Below are 22,000 nucleotides of genomic sequence, written 5' to 3' on the forward strand. Positions count from 1 at the left end.
CTTTCTTTTGCCTACTTTTCTTTGCCGCTGCAAAGAAAACTAGGTGCCGCCCCGCACAGGGGCAACGCCTGCATATCGACGCGAAAACAAGTAAAGGCCAAAGCCACAAAAGAACCGCAAAAAAAGCTCAAAACGAAGTCCCAATCTGAAACTGGAACTTCTGATACTGATCACCCGCGTGCTTGACGATCGGGAAGCCCAGATCAAGCTTGAGCGGCCCGATCGGCGAGATCCATTCGAGGCCCGCGCCATAGCTGTAACGCAAGCCATTCGCCCCAGTGCTGCTGCCTTCCGTGCCCCACACATTACCGCCATCCACAAACGTGAAAACGCGCAGCGTGCGGTCATAACCCGTGCCGGGCAGCGGGAACGTCAACTCGATATTGCCGACCACCATCTTCGAGCCGCCGATCGGGTCGTTCGTCGTGGTGTCGCGCGGCCCGAGCGAGCCCGACTCATAGCCCCGCACCGACCCAATACCGCCCGCATAGTAGTTCTTGAAGATCGGATACGGCTTGCCGCCCAGACCGTTGCCGTAGCCGCCCTGGAAGTTCAGCCCAAGCACGAAGCCGCGCGCGAATGAGTAGTAATACTGCATTTGCGCATCGCCCTTGTAGTACTGCGTGCCAGCCGGCGTGCCGTATTCGGCGTTGGCCTGCGCATAGTAGCCGCGGCTCGGCACCAGCGCGCTGTCGCGGTTGTCGCGCGACCAGCCCACGGTGAGCGGCACCGTGTTCGAGACGCGCCCGAACTCGTTCACATAGTCGATATACGTCTGCGGTGTGCTGGAGTCGACGTCGAGGCGGTCCTGCTCGATACCGAGGCCGAAATACACCATGTCGGTCTCGGAGAACGGAATGCCGAACTTCATGTCCGCGCCATACGAAATGATGCGAAAGCTCGTATCGTTCGTGCTCGAGTAGTAAAGCGGCTCCGTCGTGCGGTAGTAGACGTCGGTAATGCGCTTGATGCCGTCCACCGTGAAATACGGATCTACCTGCGTGACCGAGAGCGTGCGGTACGTCGTGGCCGTGTTCACGTTCAGCGAGAGGCTGTTGCCGGAGCCGAACACGTTGTCCTGCGAAATGCCCGCCGAGATGATCGGCCCTTCGCCCGAACCATAGCCCAGGCCCAGCGAAAGCGTGCCGGTGGGCTTCTCGGTCACTTTCACGTTCACGTCCACCTCGTCCGGCGTGCCTTCCACCGGCACCGTGGTCACGTCCACGTCGGTGAAGTAGCCAAGGCGGTTGATGCGGTCCTTCGAAAGCGCGAGACGGTTCGAATCGAACCACGAGCTTTCGAGCTGGCGCATTTCGCGGCGCACGACTTCGTCGCGTGTGCGTATATTGCCGGTGACGTTCACGCGGCGCACGTACACGCGGCGGCTCGGGTCGACCTGCAGCGTGAGCGCAACCGTGTGGTTCTTCTGGTCGATTTCCGGCAGCGCGTTCACGGTCGCGAATGCGTAACCGTATTCGCCGAGCTTGTCGACGATCGCCTTGGTCGTGTCCTTGAGCTTTTGCGCCGAAAAGCGCTGCCCCGGCTTGATGCCCACGAGCTTCCTCAACTCCGCCTCGCGGTCGAGCAGATTGCCGGCCATCTTGACGCTCGAGATCGTATAAGGCTCGCCCTCGTGAATCCCGATCGTCAGATACATGTCCTTCTTGTCGGGCGACAGCGAAACCTGCGTCGAATCGATATTGAACTCCAGATAGCCGCGATCGAGATAGTACGAGCGCACGTTGTCGAGGTCACCCGTGAGCTTTTCCTTCGAGTACAGGTCGTTCTTCGTGTACCACGAGAACCAGTTCGGCGTGGAGAGCTGCATTTCATCGAGCAGCGTGCCGCCGCTGAACGTGTTGTTGCCGATGAAATTGATCTGGCGGATCTTTGCGCTCGGCCCTTCGACCACGGAGAACAGCAGCCCGACGCGATTGCGGTCGATCGGCGTGACCGTGGTCGTGACTTCGGCCGCGTAGTAGCCGCGCGTGAGGTACTGACGCTTGAGTTCCTGCTCCGCCTTGTCGACGAGCGCCTTGTCGTAGCTCTGGCCCGGCGAGAGCCCGACCGACTTGAGCGCCTTCGTCAAGTTATCCTTATCGAATTCCTTGATGCCCGCGAAATCGATCGTGCCGATGGCGGGCGGTTCCTGCACCTGCACGACCACCGTGCGGCCTTGCGTGGAAATGCGCACGTCGCTGAAGAGGCTCGTCGCATAGAGCGCGCGAATGGCGTCGGAGGCCTTGTCGTCGGTGAAGGTCTCGCCCTGCTTGATCGGCAGATAGGCGAACACGGTGCCCGGCTCGATGCGCGTCAGCCCGTCGATGCGGATGTCCTGGACCACGAAGGGCTCGGTGGCGTGCGCCGCAGCAGTCACGCCGATGCCGAAGCCGGCGAGAGTCAGTGCGCGTGCATAGCGCGCCGTGGTAGTTGATGCCGTCATGCGGGAGGTCGAATGTGAAGCCAACGAAAGAGCCGTGAAAGTGCCGTGAAAGTGCCGAATGCTCCATTACCGGCGCGAGACGCGCGCGGCCGGCATCCACGGATGCGGGGTGTACAGCGGGTGCGGCAAGCGAGGCCGGCGCGCCACGCCTATTGCATGCTTGCGCGGCCAGGCAGGCGCATCTTCGCGAGCCCCGTTGCGAGCGAGAGCACCTCGGTCATGTGCACGGCTTGCGCAGGCTGCAGACGGAACGACAATTCGGCGCCGCCAGGCAGACGAAAACTCACCACGAGATGCTGCACGTCGCCCGACTCGCGGCCGATCTCCCAGGCCTCGCAAGGCATGGTGAATTTCACGCTCGTGGTCTTGTGGCGGATGCGCTCGGAGCGGCCAATCGCATTGGAAAGCGCGGCGAGCAGTTCATGCATCACCGAGCAATGCAGCGCGACGCTGTCCGGCTGATTGCCGTTCACCATCAGGTACTGGCCGTCCGCAGTCAGCTCGATATCGCGCAGGGAATGAATGGCGAGAGCCGGGGACGAGGGCATGAGCGGCGCTCCGTTACGAAAGCATCGGCGGAGTCTAGTGCGCTGGGCGTGGTATGCGCGTTACCCCTGCATTACAGGGATTACTTTCATCAATATTGCGCGGGGGCTGGGCTCGGTCGTTTCGCACGCACCCATTTCCGCGCCGGGCCAATACCCTGCGTGCATCCAGTGGCTTTCAATCTCCTCTCGCCTGCACGCTGTCACGGCTACTTTGAAAAATCTTTGGTAACCGTATCGGTTACGTTCGCTTTCTATGGGCAAACACCTTGACGCTCGCATGTACCGCGAGCGCTTGTAAGGGAAAGCAAGACAAAAGATTGGCAAAGGCACTTGCGCGGTCGATGCGCGCGAGCAGCATCGCGGCTGCGTCGTTGCGCACGCAGCCGTTACGGTCGAGAAATTGGCCCCAAAGCGAAAGCGCACGCAGGCGGCCGACGGGCTGGGCGCTCGCAATGTAGGCCGTGGGAAAGAGCCGCCGGTAGGCGGGCACGTTGTAGAGCCAGGAAGTGCCGTGCACGAGCACGTCGCTCGACGCACGACCGCTTTCGCGCAGCTGCGCACGCAGGTGGTCGACTAACATCCGCAACTCGCCTTGCCGCGCGGCGAGTTGCCGGGGATCGAGCGGCGACATGCCGTTGTCGGTCTGGGCATTGAAATGCAGACGCACCCCGCCGTGCGGTTCCTGCGCGTAAGAGAAGCAGCCAACCGTCAGGGCGACCGCAGGCGCCCCCTGATGCGTTGGGCAGCGCTGCAAGTACCGCCACGTCCACTCGCACTGCTCCGCAACGCTTGCGTGCTCATCGAGACCCTCTACATAGGCTGCCCAGAGCGGATGCGAGCGATCGAAGGTCCGCCCCGCGCCGAAGCGCACATAAAGATTCGTGCAGTCGAGCAACGCCGCCGCGAGCGGTATGTCCGCCAGACGCGCCGCCCTGCGCGCGAAGCGCACCTGGAGGTCGTAAAACGCGCGTTCGGGTCTCAACGGGCCTCGTCTCCTTCGTCCACGATACAATGCGGCTGCGTCCGATCCGTCCCCCGCTGCCCTTATCCGACATGCAGAATTCTACCCGGGCCTTCCTGTTAGGCCCGTTGCTCAAAGGCGTTTCCCGTTCGTTCTACCTCACGATGCGCGTGCTGCCCGCCGGCATGCGCGACCCCGTGGGCGAAGCCTATCTGCTCGCGCGCGCCGCCGACACCATTGCCGACACCGCGCTGATCCCGCCCGAGCGGCGGCTCGCCCTGCTGCTCGCGCTGCGCGAGCGCGTGAACGGCGCGACGAACGATGACACCCTGCTCGCCGATCTCGCTGGCGAGGTTGCGGGCCAGCAAATGCAGTCGGACGAGAAGCTGCTGCTCGAATCGCTGGGCGGCGCGCTCGATGTGCTCGCGCAACTCGACGACGCCGACCGCAAGGCCGTACGCGAGATCGTCACGACGCTCACCGAAGGCATGGAGTTCGATCTGCGCACGTTCCCCGACGAGCGCTCGGGCCAGGTGGCCGCGCTCAACAAGTGGGACGAACTCGACCGCTATACGTATCTCGTGGCGGGCTGCGTGGGCGAGTTCTGGACGAAGATGACGTACATGCACCTGCCGGGCACGCTCGCGCCCTCGCTGGAACAAACCATGTACGCGCGCGGCATCCGCTTCGGCAAGGCCTTGCAGATGGTGAACGTGCTGCGGGACTGCGGCAAGGACCTGCGCATTGGCCGCTGCTATCTGCCGGCTTCGATGCTGGCCCAGGCCGGGCTCACCGCGCAGGACCTGCTGCAGCCCGGCGCTTCGGCGCGCGCGCGGCCGATCATGCTCGAACTCGTGCGCATCGCGCTCGACCATTTCCGCGCGGCCATCGACTATACGTTCGCGCTGCCGCGCCTTTCGGTGCGCCTGCGGCTCGCATGCCTGTGGCCCATTCTCATCGGCCTCGAAACGCTCGAACGCCTTGTCGACAACGACGACTGGCTCGATCCCGCGAAGACCTCGAAGGTCACGCGCAACGATGTCTATCGCATTCTTGCCTGCTCCACCGCGCTCTCGCCTTCGAATGCACTGCTCGGCGTCTGGTTCGAGCGGCTCTTCGCGCGCGTCGAGGCTCGTATCAAGGGCTGAAAATCCAGGTGAAAAAAAGCGCGCTTCGCAGCGCGCTTTTCGCGACTCGAAACTACGTGCCTCAACCTTTCCCGGCGCGATACAGCTTGATGATCGCCGAGAAGTCGAGCTTGCCGTCGCCGTGGCTGCTCATGGCCTGATAAAGCTGCTGCGCAAGCGCCCCCATGTACGCGGGCTGATGCGCGCCTTTGGCAGCGTCGGTGGCGAGACCCAGGTCCTTGAGCATGAGGTCCGTGCCGAAGCCGCCCGTGTAGCCGCGTGAAGACGGCGCTGCCTCGATCACGCCAGGATACGGGTTGTAGGTATCCGAACTCCAGCAGCGGCCCGTGGACGTGTTCATGATGCCGCCCAGCACTTTCGGGTCGATGCCGAGCGCCTCGCCCAGCGCCATCGCTTCGGCCACGCCGGCCATCGTGATGCCCAGTACGAGGTTGTTGCAGATCTTCGCCACCTGCCCCGTGCCCGTCTCGCCGCAATGGACGATGTTCTTGCCCATGCCCGAGAGCACCGGCTTCACGCTCTCGTAGTGCGCGGCGCTACCGCCCACCATGAAGGTGAGCGTACCCGCCGCCGCGCCGCCCGTGCCGCCCGACACCGGCGCATCGACGAACGCGTTCCCCTGCGCCTCGGCCAGCTTCGCGAACTCCTTGACGCTCGCCGGATCGATCGTGCTCGAATCGATGATCGTCACGCCCTTCGCGATGCCCGCCAGCACGCCGTCTTCGGCAGTGAGCACGCTGCGCACGTGCGCCGCGGCGGGCAGCATCGTGATGACACACTCCGCGCCGTTCGCCGCCGCCTTCGCCGATGCGGCCTTCTGCGCGCCGGCCTCGGCGAGCGTTTGCATCGCGCTCGCGCTCAAGTCGAACACCGCCACCGTATGTCCCGCCTTGAGCAGGTTGAGCGCCATCGGCGCGCCCATGTGGCCCAGCCCGACAAATCCGATTTTCATGAGCCTGTCTCCGTTATTGTTCAGTACTCCATGTTGATGCCGGGCGGCGCATCAGCGCAGGCTGATCGTCGTGTTCACGCCGTCGCTCACGGTCGCATCGTCGAACCAGCGCGCGGTGACCGTCTTGGTCTGCGTGTAGAACTGCACGACCTGCTTGCCGTACGGGCCCAGGTCGCCGAGCTTGGAACCGCGCGAACCCGTGAAGCTGAAATACGGCACCGGCACCGGAATCGGAATGTTGATGCCGACCTGGCCAATGTCGATCTCGCTCTGGAACTTGCGCGCAGCCGCGCCGCTCTGCGTGAAGAGGCCCACGCCGTTGCCGAACGGATTCGCATTGACGATGGCGATCGCTTCATCGAGCGTCTTCGCCGTGAGCACCACGAGCACCGGCCCGAAGATCTCATTCGTGTAGATGTCCATGTCGGTCTTCACGTTCGTGAACACCGTGGGGCCGACGAAGTTGCCATTCTCATAGCCCGGCACCTTCACGTCGCGGCCATCCAGCGCGAGCGTTGCGCCCTGCTTCACGCCCGCCTCGATCAGGCCGAGAATGCGCGTTTTCGCGGTGCGCGAAACGACCGGGCCAACGTCGGTCCTGGCCTCATGGCCCGCATTGACCTTGAGCGTCTTCGCCTTTTCCACCAGCTCGTCCACCCATTGCTGCGCGGCGCCCACGAACACGGCCACGGAAGTCGCCATGCAGCGCTGGCCCGCTGCGCCGAACGCCGCGCCGACCAGCGCATTGAGCGCCTGCTCGCGATTCGCATCGGGCAGCACGACAGCGTGATTCTTCGCGCCCATCATCGACTGCACGCGCTTGCCGTGCTCGCTGCCCAGACGATAAACGTGCGTACCCACGGCCGTCGAGCCGACGAACGAAATCGCCTTCACGAGTTCGTGCGTGCAGATCGCATCGACGACTTCCTTGCCGCCATGCACGACGTTGAGCACGCCTTTCGGAATGCCTGCCTCGATCGCGAGTTCGATGAGTTGCATGGTCGAGAGCGGGTCCTGCTCCGAAGGCTTGAGCACGAACGTATTGCCGCAAACGATCGCCATCGGGAACATCCACAGCGGAATCATCGCGGGGAAGTTGAACGGCGTAATGCCGGCGCACACGCCTAGCGGCTGCTGCAGCGTATAGGTGTCCACGCCGCCTGCCACGTTCTCGGCGAAACCGCCTTGCTGCAGCGTGCCGATCGAGCAGGCATGCTCGACCACTTCGAGGCCGCGGAAAATGTCGCCCTCGGCGTCGGGTAGCGTCTTGCCCTGCTCGGCGGTGAGCGTCTGCGCGATGCGCGGCATATGCTCGCGAATCAACGCCTGCAGTTTGAGCATGATGCGCAAGCGCGCGCCGACCGGCGTGTTCTTCCACGCGGCGAACGCGGCGTGCGCGGCCTTCACGGCCCGGTCCACTTCCTCGACGGTCGCGAACGGCACGCGCGCCAGCACTTCCTGCGTGGCCGGATTGACGATGTCGCGCCATTCCTTCGTTTTCGATTCGACGAACTCGCCGTCGATGAGCAGCTTGACGGTCGAAACTTGCTCGTTGGATGCCTGGGTCACTGCGTTCATCGTGAACTCTCCCTGATGGATTCGAACGGACCGGCCGTGGCCGGATATAGCGGAATGTGCGGAGTACGCGAAATCTTCAATCCCGGCACGCGCGCAAGCGCCACGTGCAAACACGTGCAGTCATGTCGAGCGTGCTGGGAATGGAGCCGGGCGAGGTAAAGAAGAGTCCTGCTGAACAGGGGAACGACTGCATTTGCATCGTCTGTCTCCATCCTTGTTGTCGTGCGACCGTGTCTGTTTCAGTCGCGTTCTTCAACGAGTATAGTTATTCGAATATCCACGGCATAGAGATGAAAAAGCCCATCCGATATGCAAAAAAACACAACGAGCAGCATGGAGACACTGAACTGGGACGATCTGCGCTACTTCCTCGAAGTCGCGCGCACGCAGCGTGCGAGCGGCGCCGCGAAGCGCCTGGGCGTTGACCACACCACGGTTGCGCGCCGGGTGCGCGATCTGGAGGCAGCGCTAGGCACCGTCCTGTTCGACAAATCGCGCTCGGGCGGCTTCGTACTGACGGCCGAAGGCCAGCGCCTGCTAGCCTACGCGGATGCCGTGGAAACCACGGTGCAATCGGCCAGCGAGCAGTTCGCGATCGGCGCGCAGTCGCTCTCTGGCCATGTGCGCGTGGGTTCGACGGAGGGTTTCGGCTGCTTCTTTCTTGCACCGCAGTTGGCGCGCTTCACAGGCCAGCATCCCGACATGTCGATCGACCTCTTGCCGGTACCGCATTTCGTGAGCCTTTCAAAGCGTGAGGCCGACCTCGCGATCATGCTGGAGCGCCCCGAGCGCGGACAGTATGTCTACACGAAGCTCTGCGACTACCGGTTGCGCCTGTACGGCACGCCGGCCTATCTCGAGCGCCACCCGCGCATTCGCACGGCTGCGGACCTGCGCAATCACGCCTTTATCAGTTATGTCGCCGATCTGGCGTTCAGCCACGAGCTGCTCTACCTCGAGCGCACGGCGCCGAACGTGACCGCGAACCTGTGCAGCACCAGCGTGATCGCGCACTATCATGCTGCGCTGCAGGGCAGCGCGCTCGCCATCCTGCCTTGCTTCATGGCCGAGCCCGACCCGCGCCTCGTGCCGATCCTGCCCGACGAAGTCGTGGTGACGCGGCGCTTCTGGCTGTGCAGCCGCGAGGACCTGCGCAAGCTGCGGCGCATCACGTCGCTCTGGGATTATCTGCGCGCGGCCGCTGACGCCAATCGCCCGCTGCTGATGGGCGAATCGCCGGAAATGCATTACGTCGAGCCGTAAGCGCAACGCGCTTTACCGCATGGCGCTTCACAGTTTCGCCAAGCCATAAAAAAGCCGCACATGCAGTCCGTGAATGGGACTGCATGTGCGGCCTTCAGGAAGTAAGACACCCGCTCCGGCGTCGCCGCCCGCACCGCGAAGGGCGATGGGCGCGCGCCGGCTAGCCGATGCTCAGGTCCCAACCGGGCGGATCGTCAGCGCGTTGCGCACCGACGTTACACCATCGACGCCCTTGGCGACATCGCCAGCGCGCTGGATCTGCGCCGCCTCGGGCACGGTGCCTTGCAGGATGACGGCGCCGTCTTTCGCACGCACGGTGATGTTGGAGACGCTGATGTTCCGGTCGCGTGCGAGGGCCGAACGGACCTTACGGCCGAGCGCACGGTTCGCGGCGCGCGCCTGGCGCAATGCTGCCTTCGATTGATTGACGTTGTGCTGGGCTGAGGCCGTCGGACCGCTGGTAGGGGCTTCTGCGGCTGCCGGGGCCGACGCGTCCTGCGCGTAGACCTGGAACGAGGCCGCCACGAGTGCCGTGGCTGCGGCAAGCTTGAACATCTGAATAGCCTTCATGCAGTTTCTCCTGTTGTCAGTCTTATTGCTGGCCCAGGAATGGGCCGTGAACTACACCATTGACTACAAAACATTCACGCGCCAAACGGCGATGGGGAGTAACAATACCGCAACTATTTCATTCTTGACACGAAGCATGCCCAATCTGTGATTCCACGCCACACTTCCTGCCGCTTTCCGCAGACGAATACACTTGATTGTCCAAATAGTGAAGCCATCACGCAAGAAGGCAATTGAATCGCTTCACAAACCCGCTTTACGGTCCGTTCACCGGCATTTCATTGCCGCTTTTAAACGTCCGGTGCAATGCCTTCAGCGATGATCCGCTTTGGTGCATGCGATATGAATACAATGGCTAATCACGTAATCCAGAGCGGGATTGAGCCGCTTTATTCAAAGATCAACGCGCATCACACAAGGAGCGTTGACAATACGGACAGCGGTTAACCCGAATACCCATTGCGCAATACGAATGGCCGGCATCAATTGACCAATTGCGCCTTTACCCATCGATAGAACTGCTGGATCGCCGCCTCGCGCGGATGCCCTTCGCGCCATGTGAAGTAATAGTCGAGCGAGGCCGGAATACGGACCTGTCCCAACTGCACCAGCTCGCCACGTTCGATGAATCCGCGCGCGAGTTGCAGGCGCGCCGTGGCCGCCCCTTGCCCGGCCACCGTTGCCTGCAGCAGTAGGCCCGCGTCGTCGAACACCGGTCCGCGCTCCGGTTCGTCGCCGGCCACACCCGCGGCTTCGAAAAAGTCGCGCCACGAGCGGCGCGAAAAACGCAGGAGCGGCATGCTCGCGAGATCTTCCATGCGAAAGTCGGGATGGCGTGCGAGCAAGGCCGGACTGCACACCGCAACGACCTGGTCGTCCAGCAGCTTGCGGATCTGGAAGCCGGGCTCGTCGACCCGCCGATGCCAGATGCCGATATCGAAGGGATACGGGTCGGGCGGCGTCACGTCGGCGTGCATGCGCAGCGAGAGGTCGACCATGGGATGGCGGTCGTAGAAGTCGCCCAGGCGCGGAATCAGCCAGACGGACGCGAAATCGGACATCACGCTCAGTTCCAGCCGCGTGACGCCGCTCACGCCGGGGCGCGTGGCGTCGAGCGCGTCGCGCAGGTCGTCGAGACTGCGGCGCACGCGCTCGGCCAACTGTGCGCCCGCCGCCGTGGGGATCATGCGGCTGCCCGCGCGGCGGAACAGCTCGACGCCCAATTCCGTTTCGAGCGCGCGCAAGTGATGACTCACGGCGCTGTGCGTCAAATGTAATTCTTCCGCTGCGCGGCTGAAACTGCGCCGCCGCGCAGCGGCTTCAAGGGCACGCAGCGCCTGCAAAGGGGGGAATGATCGGGCCATGACGTCAAATTCTACTCACAATGTCGTTTGAAATCTCTCTCTGGCCTCACACACGGCAATCGCCAACAATCGACCGCCAGGCATTCGATCCGCTTTCGCCCCCAACATGACCTCACTCAGACTGCGCGTATTCGCCGTATTCGCGCTCGGCTACTTCATTTCGTATCTATTTCGCGGCGTCAATCTCGGCTTCGCGCCGTTTCTCTCGCGTGAAATGGGCTTCACGGCGACCGATCTCGGCACGCTCACGAGCCTCTATTTCCTCGGTTTCGCCGGCGCGCAAATTCCGGGCGGCGTGCTGCTCGACCATTACGGCCCGCGCCGCGTCACCGCGTGCGTGATGCTCGTGGCAGCAGCGGGCGCGTTGATCTTCGGCGTCTCGCACAACATCGCCGCGATGATGGTGGGCCGGCTGCTGATCGGCGTGGGCGTATCGGTTTGCCTGGGCGGCGCGTTCAAGGCCACGGCGCAGCACTTTCCCGTCGCGCAGCTCACGCTCGTGAATGGCCTCGTGATGGCCGTGGGCGGCCTGGGCGGCGTGGCCGTGGGCGCCCCACTCTCGTGGCTGCTCTCGATCGCGCCTTGGCGCGCGGTCAGCCTCGGGCTCGCGGCGCTCACGGTGCTCGTGGCCGCCATCATCTGGATCGGCGGGCCGCGCACGCGCGACACCCACCACCAGGCAAGCGTGCTCGAGCAGTTCAAGGGCACCGCGCACATCCTGTGCAGCCATGCATTCTGGAAGACCGCGACGTTCTCGTCGCTGACCCAGGCCGTGTTTTATGCCATGCAGTCGCTGTGGGTCGGCGCGTTCTTGCGCGACGTCGTGCCGGCCGGCACCGCCGATGTCGGTGCGCGTGCGGCCTCACTCGTTTCCGTGCTGGGCGGCGCATTCATTGTCGGCAACATCGGCTTTGGCGCGCTCGCACGCAGCTTCGAGCGGCGCGGCGTGAGCGTCCAGCTCTTTTCCGGCGTCACGATGCTCGTCTTCGTGCTCGTGCAAGCCTTGCTCGCCGCGCGCGTGCCGCTTCCCGCGTCCTTGCTTTGGGCCGCTTACGGCGCGTTCGGCGGCACCGGCATCCTCACGTATGCCGTGCTCGCCGAATATTTCCCGCCGCGCCTGATTGGCCGTGTGAACACCACGTTCACGCTCGTCATCTTCATCGGCATCTTCTTGCTGCAGATCGCGATCGGCACGGCGCTCGCGCACTGGCCGGCACTCGACGGCCACTACCCAGCGGTCGCGCATCAGACCGTGTGGGCCGTCCTCGTCGGGCTGCAAGCGCTCTGCGCCGTGTGGTACTTCATGCCTTCGCGGCGTGCCGCTGCGCCGCGCCACGCGGTCGAAACACATTAAGGCGCGCTTGCGCGCACCGCGCCCGGCGCGCGGTGCGGCTTTGCGCTTCTGCTCACATCGATAGCACGATTTCTTCCTTCGGCACGGGCTTCGCTCCACTATCATGAATGCGCCCTGCCGTTCACTTTCCCCATAAAACGCAGTGCCTTTATCGAGAAATGCAAATCTCGAATCATTGGTTGTCCTGATCGGCGTACCCGGAAAAGAATGACCCAACGGCAACGACAGCGACGCCAGCTCGCCAGTCCGCGCACCCCGTTTCGTCACCCAAATCCGACCTCCCCATGCGTTCACATCGCGTTCTGCAATACCTGCCGCAGTTTCTGATTTATGCCGCGCTTTCGTTCATCTCCCTGCATGCCGCAGCGGAAAAGCCCGCCGTGATCCGCATCGGCGTCGCGCAGCAAGGCGCGGGCGACCCGCCCACTTTCGGCGGTTCGACCGCTGCCACGGTGCGCGGCCAGCAGTTGCTCGAAAAGGAATTCGCCGCCGACGGCATCAAGGTCGAGTGGCTCTTCTTCAAGGGCGCGGGCCCGGCAGTGAACGAGGCCATTGCCAACAATGCACTCGACTTTGCATATCAAGGCGACTTGCCCTCGGTGCTCGCGCGCGCCAACGGTCTCAAGACCCGCATCTTGCTGGAGTCGGGCGTGCGTTCCGGCGTGAAGGTGGGTGTGCCTTCCGATTCGGACATCAAGTCGATCAAGGACCTCAAGGACCGGCGCGTCGCCATTTTTCGCGGCACGAATCTGCAACTCGTGGCCGACAACGCGCTCGCCGAGAACCAGCTCGACGAGCGCGCGCTACGCGTGATCAACCTCGACACCGCAAGCTCGCTCGCGGCGCTCGCATCGAAAGGCATCGACGCCTCGGTAAACGACTATCACCTTTACCGGCTGCGCGATCAGGGGCTCGCTCGCATCGTCTACGAATCGCAGCATGATGGCCCGCAATTGACGCGCCAGGCGCATCTGCTCGTGCTCGACGGCTTCGAGAAGGCGCACCCCGACATCGTGCAGCGCGTGGTCAATGTCTTCGTGCAAGCGGCGCAATGGTCATCCGATGAAACAAACCGCGACGCGCTCTTCAAGCTCTGGGCGAAGAGCGGTGTGAGCTATTCGTCCTGGCAAGCCGAATTCGGCGAGCAGCCGCTCAAGTACCGTAATTCGCCGTTGATCGATCCATTCATCGTGGCGCGCTACAAAGCCGTTGCGCAAGACGCGCTGCGCCTGAAGCTGATTCGCCAGCCCGTGGAGGTCGATTCGTGGTTCGAGCCGCGCTATCTCGACAACGCGCTGCGCGCGCAAAAGCTCGAACACTACTGGACCCGCTACGACGCTGCCGGCAAGCCGCTTGGCTGAGCACGCGACAGGAGCCGCATCATGACGGAAACCGCGATTACGATTGCTTCGGACACGCCGCGTGCAGCAGCGCCACGTATCGACGCGACAAGCGCGCACGTGCGCTGGCGCGTCGTACTGCGCGCCTGGGCGTGGCATTTCGCGCCCTGGCTGCTGCCTGCAATGCTTTTTCTGCTGTGGAGCGTCGGCTGCGCGCGTGGCTGGATCGCGCCGCAAATCCTGCCTGAGCCGCAGCGCGTTTATGAAACGTTCGTCGATCTCGCCCAGAGCGGCGAGCTGGCGCGCAATACGCTGATCAGCCTGCAACGCGTGCTGCTGGGCTTTGCAGGCGGCACCGTGCTCGGCCTGCTGATCGGCGGCGCGCTCGGGCTCTCTCGCACGCTCGAAGCGTGGGTGCTGCCCAGCTTCAACGCAATCGTGCAGATCCCCGTGCTCGGCTGGCTGCCGTTTCTGCTGTTGCTCGTCGGCGTGGGCGAGCCACTCAAGTATTTGCTCATCGCTCACGCCGCGCTCGTGCCCGTCACGCTCAGCACCCTACAGGGCTTTCGGCAAACACCTAGCACACTCGACGAAGTCGCGCGCGTATTCGCCTACACCCGCTGGCAACGTATCGTGAGGCTCGTGCTGCCCGCCGCGGTTCCGACGCTCGCAACCGGCGTGCGCCTCGCCTTCACGAAGGCGTGGCTCGCGCTCGTCGTAGTCGAGCTCGTGGCGTCGTCAGAGGGGCTCGGCTATCTGATCGTGTATGGCCGCCAGCTCTTTCAGCTCGATCTCGTGATGGCGTCAGTGGTCGTGGTGGGTGCGGTCGGCCTCGTCATCAATCGTCTGCTCGATGTGTTGGAGCGGCGTTTGCGCCGCGGCACGCCTTCGGCGTTTCGCGGCTGATGATGCTTGATTGCCGCCATTCACGACAGAGAACAATTCGCCATGAAAATATCGCTTGCACGAAAGTCCGCGCGTTCCGATTGCGCCTGTGAAGCGGCCACCAAAGCCAGGCCGCGACGAAGTGTCGATTTACGTGGCGCCGCCCTGCCCCTCGTGGCCATCGCGCTGTGGTGGGCCTTGAGCGCCTCGCATCTCGTGAAGAGCGGCCTGCTCGTGAGTCCCGGCGATGTGATTCGCACCGCTTACGAACAGATCGAGAGCGGTGTGTTGCTCCGCGCGCTTTCGGCGTCGCTTGTCCGCGAAGCCTGCGGTTTCGCCATCGGCGCAACGGCGGGGTTCCTGTTGGGTGGCGCGTTGGGTCTCTCGCGCATCGCGGCACGCGTCGTGGGGCCGAGCTTCGACACGTTCAAGCAGATCTCGCTGTTCGCGTGGATTCCGCTCATCTCCGTGTGGTTCGGGCTCGGCGACGCCGCCAAGGTTGTCTTCCTTTCGCTCGCGGCGCTGCTCCCGGTTGCCGCCCATACGTGTGACGGCATTCACGCCGTGCCGCGCAAATACGTCGAACTCGCGCAGGCGTTGCGCTATTCGCGCCTGCAGCTTGTCCGCTACGTACTGTTGCCGGCCGCGCTGCCCTCCATTTTTACGGGCCTCTATCTCGCGCTCATCTATTCGTGGCTCGCCACGCTCGGCGCGGAGTATCTGCTCGTTGCGGGCAGCGGCATCGGCAATCTTCTGATCGACGGCAGCGAGCAGTTCCGCATGGACCTCGTGCTGTTCGGCATCGTCGTCGTGGGCGCGATTGGCTGGGCGCTCAATGCGCTCGCACGGCGCGTGGAGCGCACGGTACTAGCGCGGTTGCACATCACCGTCCAATGATCCGTACTGCAAATCAACAGAACCTGAGAGAAAGCCAGATGAGCGCCACTGAACCCGCTGGACTCGACATTCTGCATGTGAGCAAGCGTTACGGCGCGGGCGAGTCCGCGCTCGTCGTGCTCGACGACGTGACGCTACATGTGCGCCCCGGCGAATTCGTGAGCGTGCTCGGCGCGAGCGGATGCGGTAAATCCACGCTGTTGCGACTGATCGCCGGCCTCGACGCAGGCTATAGCGGCGCAATCATGATGCGCGGCGAACGTGTTGGCGACACCTCGCTCGAGCGCGGCATCGTGTTCCAGGATCATCGGCTGTTTCCCTGGCTCACCGCCGAACAGAACATCCTGGCGGCGCTGCGCAACGCCCCGCTCTCTGCACGCGAAAAGCACGAAGCGGTGGCTGAGCATATCGCGCTCGTGGGCCTGACGGGCTTCGAGCGAGCGTATCCACATCAGCTCTCGGGCGGCATGGCGCAGCGCGTGGCGATCGCGCGCGGCCTCGTCAATCGCCCGCGCGTGCTGCTGCTCGACGAACCCTTCGGCGCACTCGACGCCCTCACGCGCGGCCGTCTGCAAGACGAATTGCTGCGCATCTGGGAACGCGAACGCATCACGATGATCCTCGTCACGCACGATGTCGACGAGGCGATCTACCTGGGCGACCGGGTCGTGACGATGGCGCCGCGCCCCGGCCGCATCCGTCGCATCGTCGACGTGGCATTGCCGCGCCCGCGCGAACGTGCGGATCCGCGCTTAGTGCGACTGCGCGACGAGATTCTCTCCGACTTCTCTGGCGCAACGACACCGCCCGGCGACACGCTGTTACCCGACACCCCTGCCCATTCTTCAGGTCAATGGCGCATGGCGTGGTGAACCCACCGACCGACTGGTCGGTCGCGTCTCATCTCTCTTCATGATTCCGACGCCACCGGCGACTCCCCGGATGTGCCAATCACGCTCGGCGTGAGAAAATCTGTTTTCGAACGGAAACGCACGACGCGCCAGCACCTTCGCCGCAGCCCGCTTTCCTGTACTTAGCTGTCTTTTCGGCCGGTTTATCGACATATCCCGCCAATTCGACGATTGGATACCGGGGAAACGGCTGGCTAGCGCAACTGGCGCAAAGTTTTCCGATCCGCAAGGGGTCGGCTCAGCGTAAACTCCCGCTGTTGCCATTCGATAGTGTCGATTCATGATAAAGAGAGAAACATCCATGCCAGACAACACCCACTCGCACGACGGTCACTCCGATTCGTGCGGCTGCGATCTGTTACACCTGCTCGACGGCGTGGACGAATTCACTCATCACGTTTTCCCGGGCAACAAGGAGCTGTTCCACAGCCTCGCCCACAGCCAGGCGCCGCACACGCTCTTCATCACCTGCGCCGACTCGCGCGTTTCGCCGGAAATGATCACGCAGGCCAAGCCCGGTGATCTGTTCGTTTGCCGCAACATCGGCAATATCGTGCCGGCGTATGGCGAAATGCTCGGCGGCGTTTCAGCCGTCGTGGAATTCGCGGTGCTCGCGCTCAACGTGAAGCAGATCGTGCTGTGCGGTCACACCGATTGCGGCGCGATGAAGGGGCTCGCCTCGGGCGCGGAAGCCACGGCCGAGATGCCCACGGTGCAGGCGTGGCTGCGCAACGCGGAAGCCGCGCGCAGCGTGGTCAAGACCCGCGGTCTGGACGACGACCAGATCGTTCAGGCGCTCGTGGAAGAAAACGTCCGCCTGCAACTCACGCACCTGCGCACGCACCCCGCCGTGGCGGCGCGCGTGGCCCAGGGCCAGCTCGAACTGCAGGGCTGGGTTTATGACATCGGCCACGGCAAGGTCACCGTGCTGGACGAATCACACGGCAAGTTCCTGTCGCTCGGCGAAGCGCGCGCGCGCCTGCGCAAGCGCGTCGAGGAATAATGGCCGGGCGCTGACGCGCCCACGCCTTAACGCTGGCTTTCATGCCAGTGCCGGGGTGGCGGTTCACGCCGCCCCATCCAACTCCCTTTATTCATTCCGCATGAATTGAAATGCGTCGACAAGGCATTTCGAGTCTTGCCGCGCGACTTTCTCAATCTACGCAATAATTCTTTACGAATTAGGGGTTTACCCTAGGAGAAAACGCGACTACACTCTGCCCCGTACTACATGCGGTGCCCTGCCGCACAAAAAGAATAATTCCGGAGGTTGGTCGCTCATGCAGCACGTTGCCCCGCCGTCGCATCACCTGCCTCATCCCAGCTTCAACCGCACTACCGGCGCATCGCGTCGTCCCACGCTTCGCTAGTTCAGCGCGCGTGTCCTGCCGTCGCGCACGCGCCGCGGCAGGCAAACTTGAAAAGCCCACTCCGCGTCATCGCCGTTCATGCCGCCGCTCGCATCGCGGCAAACGGCGCGCGCCTTTGCGCGTATGGACGCCCGGTAATGGGCTTCACACCCGTCACGGGCCGAGCGCCCGGTTACCGAAGGAGTAGCATCCATGGAGTCCGCGCAGAACCGTCAGTCGAAAGTCGAAGTGAAGTTGTTCCTCCACCCGGAAGATCATTACCGCGCGATGGCCGCCGCGAAGACCCTCAATCTCGCGGAGCGCGAGTTTTTCGCACTGGCGCTGCATCTGGGCGCGAACCAGATCCTGCGCCAGGCCGAAGCGGCTTGATGAAGCCTCACCGAGCGAAGAAACCCGTCACACCGGTGACGGGTTGCGCTCAGCGAAACCCTCCTGGTGCCAGTAGGGGTAGACAGGCCGCACCGCGCTCGCGGCGTCGAGCTGCGCCACCTGCTCGGGCGTGAGGTTCCAGCCGACCGCGCCGAGGTTCTGGCGCAACTGCGCCTCGTCGCGTGCACCGATCAGCACCGTCGCGACCGTGGGCCTCTGCAGCAGCCAGTTCAGCGCAATCTGCGGCACGGTCTTGCCGGTTTCCTTCGCGATCTCGTCGATGGCGTCGAGCACACGAAAGAGGGACTCGTCCTGCACCGGCGGACCCTGCTCTGCCGTCTTGTGCAGACGGCTCTTCTCCGGCAGCGGCTGGCCGCGCCGAATCTTGCCCGTCAAACGCCCCCAGCCCAGCGGGCTCCATACCACCGCGCCCACGCCCTGGTCGAGCCCGAGCGGCATCAGCTCCCACTCGTAGTCGCGGCCGATCAGCGAGTAGTACGTCTGGTTCGCGACGTAACGCGGATAGCCGTAGCGATCGGCCACGGCCAGCGATTTCATCAGGTGCCAGCCCGAGAAGTTCGACACGCCCGTGTAGAGAATCTTGCCTGCGCGCACGAGTTCGTCGAGCGTGGACAGCACCTCTTCGGCCGGTGTGCGCGCATCGAAACCATGCAACTGGAACAGGTCGATATGGTCGGTCTGCAGACGCTTGAGCGCCGCGTCGACCGCGCGCTTCAGGTGGAAGCGCGATGAGCCCACGTGATTGGGTTCGTCGTCGAAGCGGAAGGTGGCCTTGGTCGAGATGATCGCCTTGTCGCGGCGACCCTTGAGCGCTTCGCCGAGCACCGACTCCGACGCGCCGCTCGAATAGATATCGGCCGTGTCGAACATCGTGACACCGGCGTCGAGGCAAATGTCGATGAGCTTGCGCGCTTCGGCGACATCGGTTGCGCCCCAGGCCTCGAAGAACTCGCCTTTGCCACCGAACGTGCCGGCGCCGAAGCTCAGCACCGGCACCTTCATTCCGGACGCACCCAGAAAACGGTATTCCATTTCCGATCCTCCACTAATCAAGGGGTTGACGCTGAAATGCCGACAGCGGACGAGTCTACCCGCTTCGATTCGGGCTTGCCGCGCAGATCCTACGGCGAAGGACTCGCAGCGCCGCCGACCGCCGCGCGGCTGTACAGATGCTTTTGCGTATTGGAAACTGTCGCCTTTCGCCGCGGGCTTTCTGCTTCACTATCCGGTCCGCAATGTTCCGATCGGCAATATCTCCGCTGCCCGCCCATGCTCCGTACCAGGCTCAAATTGATTCTTCTCTGCCGCGTGGAGGCGCAATGACCGCGCCCGCGCAACGCTCCTCCGGCGTCGGCTGGCTGCCGTACCTCGTCGCCGCCACGTTCTTCATGGAGTACCTCGACACGACCGTGATCGCCACGGCGCTGCCGCAGATGGCGCGCTCGTTCGGCATCGGCCCGAATAGTCTGAGTCTTGGCGTGACCGCCTACATGCTCGCGCTCGCCATCTTCATTCCGGCCAGCGGCTGGGTGGCGGACCGCTGCGGCGCACGCACCGTGTTCTTCAGCGCCGTGGTCACGTTCACCGTGGCGTCCGTGCTGTGCGGGATCTCGCAGAACGTCGACGAGTTCGTGGCCGCGCGCATTCTGCAAGGCATTGGCGGCGCGATGATGGTGCCGGTCGGGCGCATGGTCGTCGTGCGCAGCACCGAGAAAAGCAAGCTCATGCAGGCGATCTCGACGATCACCTGGCCCGCCATCGCCGCGCCCGTGGTGGGACCGCCCGTCGGCGGATTCATCACGACGTATGCGTCGTGGCGCTGGATCTTTCTGCTGAACGTGCCGTTCGGCATCGCCGTGCTCGCGGCCATCGCCGCCATCGTGCCGAACCTGCGCGGCGAACAGCGCCGGCCGCTCGACGTGGCGGGCCTCGTACTGAGCGGCGCCGCGCTAACCGCCATCCTTTACGGCGCGGAACTCGCGAGCCAGGCCGGCCAGAATCCGTGGCGCGCGGTGGCGCTCGTTGCGGCGGGCGTAGCGATCGGGGTCGTCGCGTTCGTGCATGCGAAACGTCATCCGCACCCGCTCGTCGATGTATCCACGCTGAAAATCCCGACCTTTTCCGTCACGGTCGTGACCGGGTCGGTCACGCGAATCGGCATCGGCGCGGCGCCGTATCTGATGCCGCTGATGTTCCAGATCGGCTTCGGTCTCTCGGCGTTCAAGTCCGGCCTGCTGCTGCTCGCGAGCGCGCTCGGCAATCTCGGCATGAAGGCGCTCACGACGCGCATTCTCGAACGCTGGGGCTTCCGGCTCGTTTCCGTCGTCGACGTCAGCGTCGCGGGTGTGTCGTTGATCGCGTGCGGCCTGCTCACGCCCGGCACGCCGCTCGCTATCGTGTTGATCGTCGTGTTCGTCTACGGCATGGCGCGCTCGATGCAGTTTTCCACCCTCGCCACGCTGGCCTACGCCGACGTCGCGCAGCCGCAGATGAGCGCGGCCAGCACGCTCTGGAGCGCGGCGGCGCAGATGACCATCGGCCTCGGCATTGCGTTCGGCGCGCTCGCGCTGCGCGTGGCTGCGAACGTGAACGGCGAAACCACGGGCCATGTGTTCACGCTCGACGACTTCCGGCTCGCCTTTCTGGGGGCCGGCGTGCTCACGCTGATTTCGGTGTGGGGTTATGCGCAGATGGCGCGCGACGCGGGACAGAACGTGGGCGGCGGCTCGCGCCGGCAGCGCGCGTAGGCAACGCCGCGCGCCTGGCGACGCGCGGCAAAACTAGCGTTATTTGGAAAGGCTTGCCCGCACGGTGTATTCCGCTTCCTCGCCCGCTTCGAGTTCATCGGCATGGGCATGCGCCGCGTGGAACGCGTTGGACAGCGGCTCGACCGGATAACCGTGTCGCTCCCAGGCGTCGAGCCCGCCCTTGAGCGCGCGCGCGTGATAGATGTGCTTGTTGCGCAATTGATCGACGATGCGCTTGGCCGTCGCCTCGTTCGGGCACACGCAGTACACGACGATTGGACGCCCGATCAGCTCGGGCGAGAGTTCTTCGCTCGATTCGAGATTCAGCGGCTGCGCGCCGGGAATCCGGTAGGCCTCCTTCTCGCGCACGGTTTGCGGGCGCGCGTCGAGCACGATGGGCGGCGCGCTCGACTTCATCATCTCGTCGAGTTGATCGGGCGAAATGCGGTGCGTCGCCAGCCAGTGGCGGAACTGCATGCGCCGCAGCCAGCGCCAGGCGAGGAACAACACGCCCGCCACGGCGAGCACGTCGAAAATCGTCATGCCATTCGCGCGCACGAACGCCGCGAATCGCACGATTTCCGCATGCAGCGCCGCGCCGCCGAGCAGCCAGGTGCCCGCCCACAACGCCGCGCCGACCGTGTCCCACAGCAGGAAGACGTGCACCGCCACCGTCGTCGTGCCGAGCAGCGGCGCGGAAATCAGGCCGAGCCCCGGCACGAACTTCGCCACGGCGAGAATGGGCGCGCCGTAGCGCTCGAATACGTTGCGCGCGATCCGGATCGTCGTGTCCAGCGACAGCGAAAAACGCACGAGCCCATTGAGCAGACGCCGCCCGCGCTTGCGGCCCGCGGCGAACCACAACGAATCCGCGAGCAGCGTGGCGACCACGGCCGCAGCCAGCAGGCTCCCGTAGGATGTCTCGCCGCCCGCCGCCATCGTGCCAGCGAGAATCAACACCGGCGCGGCCGGCACGGGCACGCCCAGTTGCGTGACGAGTACGCTGAGAAAGACCGCTCCGGCGCCGAAATCGGGGGGAATCGCGGTGGGGAGCGTCAACATTTGGAGATAACCTGCGCGCAGGGATGTTCAGGTAAGGAAACATGACGCGAATACCGCGCCGGCCGAGGGTGGAGATTACCCCAACGTGCCATTCCTTGCTTACATTGACGCAGGCTTCACGTCGAGCGCGGCGATCCGGCCCCGCTGCTGGCGCTTTCGCGCCGACGCGAAACGGTGCTAATCTCGTAAAAGTTGTTTTTTCCAGCCATCTCCCGTT

General features: G+C 64.0%; 19 protein-coding genes. 10 read left to right on the forward strand and 9 right to left on the reverse strand.

Translation table 11 applies throughout. The features are described 5' to 3' along the window. Positions 1 to 127: 127 nt before the first annotated feature. The 3 genes from bamA to M3I54_RS29285 all read right to left on the reverse strand — a co-directional run bounded on the left by bamA (position 128) and on the right by M3I54_RS29285 (position 3,973). The gene (gene bamA / locus M3I54_RS29275) at positions 128 to 2,443 is read right to left on the reverse strand and encodes an outer membrane protein assembly factor BamA (RefSeq protein ID WP_254342146.1); all 2,316 of its coding nucleotides are present in this window, start codon (positions 2,441 to 2,443) and stop codon (positions 128 to 130) included. Between the two features lie 149 nt (positions 2,444 to 2,592). Further along, positions 2,593 to 2,991, reverse strand: coding sequence for a hypothetical protein (locus M3I54_RS29280; RefSeq protein WP_254342147.1), 399 nt, complete (start codon positions 2,989 to 2,991; stop codon positions 2,593 to 2,595). Positions 2,992 to 3,229: 238 nt separating this feature from the next. Then, positions 3,230 to 3,973: a hypothetical protein gene (locus M3I54_RS29285; protein ID WP_254342148.1), complete on the reverse strand. Its 744-nt coding sequence runs from the start codon at positions 3,971 to 3,973 to the stop codon at positions 3,230 to 3,232. A gap of 71 nt (positions 3,974 to 4,044) precedes the next feature. Here M3I54_RS29285 and M3I54_RS29290 point away from each other — a divergent pair, with 71 nt between their 5' ends. Further along, the gene (locus M3I54_RS29290; RefSeq protein ID WP_254342149.1) at positions 4,045 to 5,100 is read left to right on the forward strand and encodes a phytoene/squalene synthase family protein; all 1,056 of its coding nucleotides are present in this window, start codon (positions 4,045 to 4,047) and stop codon (positions 5,098 to 5,100) included. Between the two features lie 61 nt (positions 5,101 to 5,161). On the opposite strand, the gene mmsB is transcribed toward M3I54_RS29290, so the two are convergent. Together mmsB and M3I54_RS29300 are read right to left on the reverse strand one after the other, a co-directional pair. Beyond that, on the reverse strand, positions 5,162 to 6,052 hold the full coding sequence (gene mmsB, locus M3I54_RS29295) for a 3-hydroxyisobutyrate dehydrogenase (RefSeq protein WP_254342150.1): 891 nt from the start codon (positions 6,050 to 6,052) through the stop codon (positions 5,162 to 5,164). 51 nt (positions 6,053 to 6,103) lie between these two features. Beyond that, positions 6,104 to 7,630, reverse strand: coding sequence for a CoA-acylating methylmalonate-semialdehyde dehydrogenase (locus M3I54_RS29300; RefSeq protein ID WP_254342151.1), 1,527 nt, complete (start codon positions 7,628 to 7,630; stop codon positions 6,104 to 6,106). Between the two features lie 309 nt (positions 7,631 to 7,939). Between M3I54_RS29300 and M3I54_RS29305 the strand changes: the two genes are divergently transcribed. Next, complete coding sequence (locus M3I54_RS29305; RefSeq protein ID WP_254342152.1) at positions 7,940 to 8,893, forward strand: LysR family transcriptional regulator; 954 nt, start codon at positions 7,940 to 7,942, stop codon at positions 8,891 to 8,893. A 171-nt stretch (positions 8,894 to 9,064) separates the two neighbouring features. Here the strand turns inward: M3I54_RS29305 and M3I54_RS29310 are convergent, their stop codons facing one another. Both M3I54_RS29310 and M3I54_RS29315 read right to left on the reverse strand, forming a co-directional pair. Beyond that, positions 9,065 to 9,463: a BON domain-containing protein gene (locus M3I54_RS29310; protein ID WP_254342153.1), complete on the reverse strand. Its 399-nt coding sequence runs from the start codon at positions 9,461 to 9,463 to the stop codon at positions 9,065 to 9,067. Positions 9,464 to 9,945: 482 nt separating this feature from the next. Beyond that, entirely contained in the window at positions 9,946 to 10,827 is an 882-nt protein-coding gene (locus M3I54_RS29315; protein WP_254342154.1) for a LysR substrate-binding domain-containing protein, read from the reverse strand. 106 nt (positions 10,828 to 10,933) lie between these two features. Here M3I54_RS29315 and M3I54_RS29320 point away from each other — a divergent pair, with 106 nt between their 5' ends. The 7 genes from M3I54_RS29320 to M3I54_RS29350 all read left to right on the forward strand — a co-directional run bounded on the left by M3I54_RS29320 (position 10,934) and on the right by M3I54_RS29350 (position 17,953). After that, complete coding sequence (locus M3I54_RS29320; RefSeq protein WP_254342155.1) at positions 10,934 to 12,181, forward strand: nitrate/nitrite transporter; 1,248 nt, start codon at positions 10,934 to 10,936, stop codon at positions 12,179 to 12,181. Positions 12,182 to 12,465: 284 nt separating this feature from the next. Beyond that, positions 12,466 to 13,542, forward strand: coding sequence for an ABC transporter substrate-binding protein (locus M3I54_RS29325; protein WP_254342156.1), 1,077 nt, complete (start codon positions 12,466 to 12,468; stop codon positions 13,540 to 13,542). Positions 13,543 to 13,563: 21 nt separating this feature from the next. Next, a complete protein-coding gene (locus tag M3I54_RS29330) occupies positions 13,564 to 14,427 on the forward strand; it encodes an ABC transporter permease (protein WP_254342157.1) in 864 nt (287 codons plus the stop codon). A gap of 42 nt (positions 14,428 to 14,469) precedes the next feature. Further along, positions 14,470 to 15,303 (forward strand): ABC transporter permease, encoded by an 834-nt coding sequence (locus M3I54_RS29335; RefSeq protein WP_254342158.1) that lies wholly within the window; start codon positions 14,470 to 14,472, stop codon positions 15,301 to 15,303. Between the two features lie 38 nt (positions 15,304 to 15,341). After that, complete coding sequence (locus tag M3I54_RS29340; protein WP_254342159.1) at positions 15,342 to 16,175, forward strand: ABC transporter ATP-binding protein; 834 nt, start codon at positions 15,342 to 15,344, stop codon at positions 16,173 to 16,175. Positions 16,176 to 16,515: 340 nt separating this feature from the next. After that, positions 16,516 to 17,217 carry a carbonic anhydrase gene (locus M3I54_RS29345; protein ID WP_254342160.1) on the forward strand — a complete coding sequence of 234 codons (702 nt, stop codon included), beginning with the start codon at positions 16,516 to 16,518 and terminating at the stop codon, positions 17,215 to 17,217. A 559-nt stretch (positions 17,218 to 17,776) separates the two neighbouring features. Next, the gene (locus tag M3I54_RS29350; RefSeq protein ID WP_254342161.1) at positions 17,777 to 17,953 is read left to right on the forward strand and encodes a hypothetical protein; all 177 of its coding nucleotides are present in this window, start codon (positions 17,777 to 17,779) and stop codon (positions 17,951 to 17,953) included. Between the two features lie 27 nt (positions 17,954 to 17,980). Here M3I54_RS29350 and M3I54_RS29355 read toward each other — a convergent pair whose 3' ends face one another. Beyond that, positions 17,981 to 19,006 carry an aldo/keto reductase gene (locus tag M3I54_RS29355; protein WP_254342162.1) on the reverse strand — a complete coding sequence of 342 codons (1,026 nt, stop codon included), beginning with the start codon at positions 19,004 to 19,006 and terminating at the stop codon, positions 17,981 to 17,983. A 287-nt stretch (positions 19,007 to 19,293) separates the two neighbouring features. On the opposite strand from M3I54_RS29355, the gene M3I54_RS29360 reads away from it, so the two are divergent. Continuing rightward, positions 19,294 to 20,721 carry a DHA2 family efflux MFS transporter permease subunit gene (locus M3I54_RS29360; RefSeq protein WP_254342163.1) on the forward strand — a complete coding sequence of 476 codons (1,428 nt, stop codon included), beginning with the start codon at positions 19,294 to 19,296 and terminating at the stop codon, positions 20,719 to 20,721. 39 nt (positions 20,722 to 20,760) lie between these two features. On the opposite strand, the gene M3I54_RS29365 is transcribed toward M3I54_RS29360, so the two are convergent. Then, positions 20,761 to 21,783 carry a VTT domain-containing protein gene (locus M3I54_RS29365; protein ID WP_254342164.1) on the reverse strand — a complete coding sequence of 341 codons (1,023 nt, stop codon included), beginning with the start codon at positions 21,781 to 21,783 and terminating at the stop codon, positions 20,761 to 20,763. Positions 21,784 to 22,000 lie beyond the last annotated feature (217 nt).

Source organism: Paraburkholderia sp. CNPSo 3274 (genome assembly GCF_024206475.1).
Lineage (GTDB): Bacteria > Pseudomonadota > Gammaproteobacteria > Burkholderiales > Burkholderiaceae > Paraburkholderia.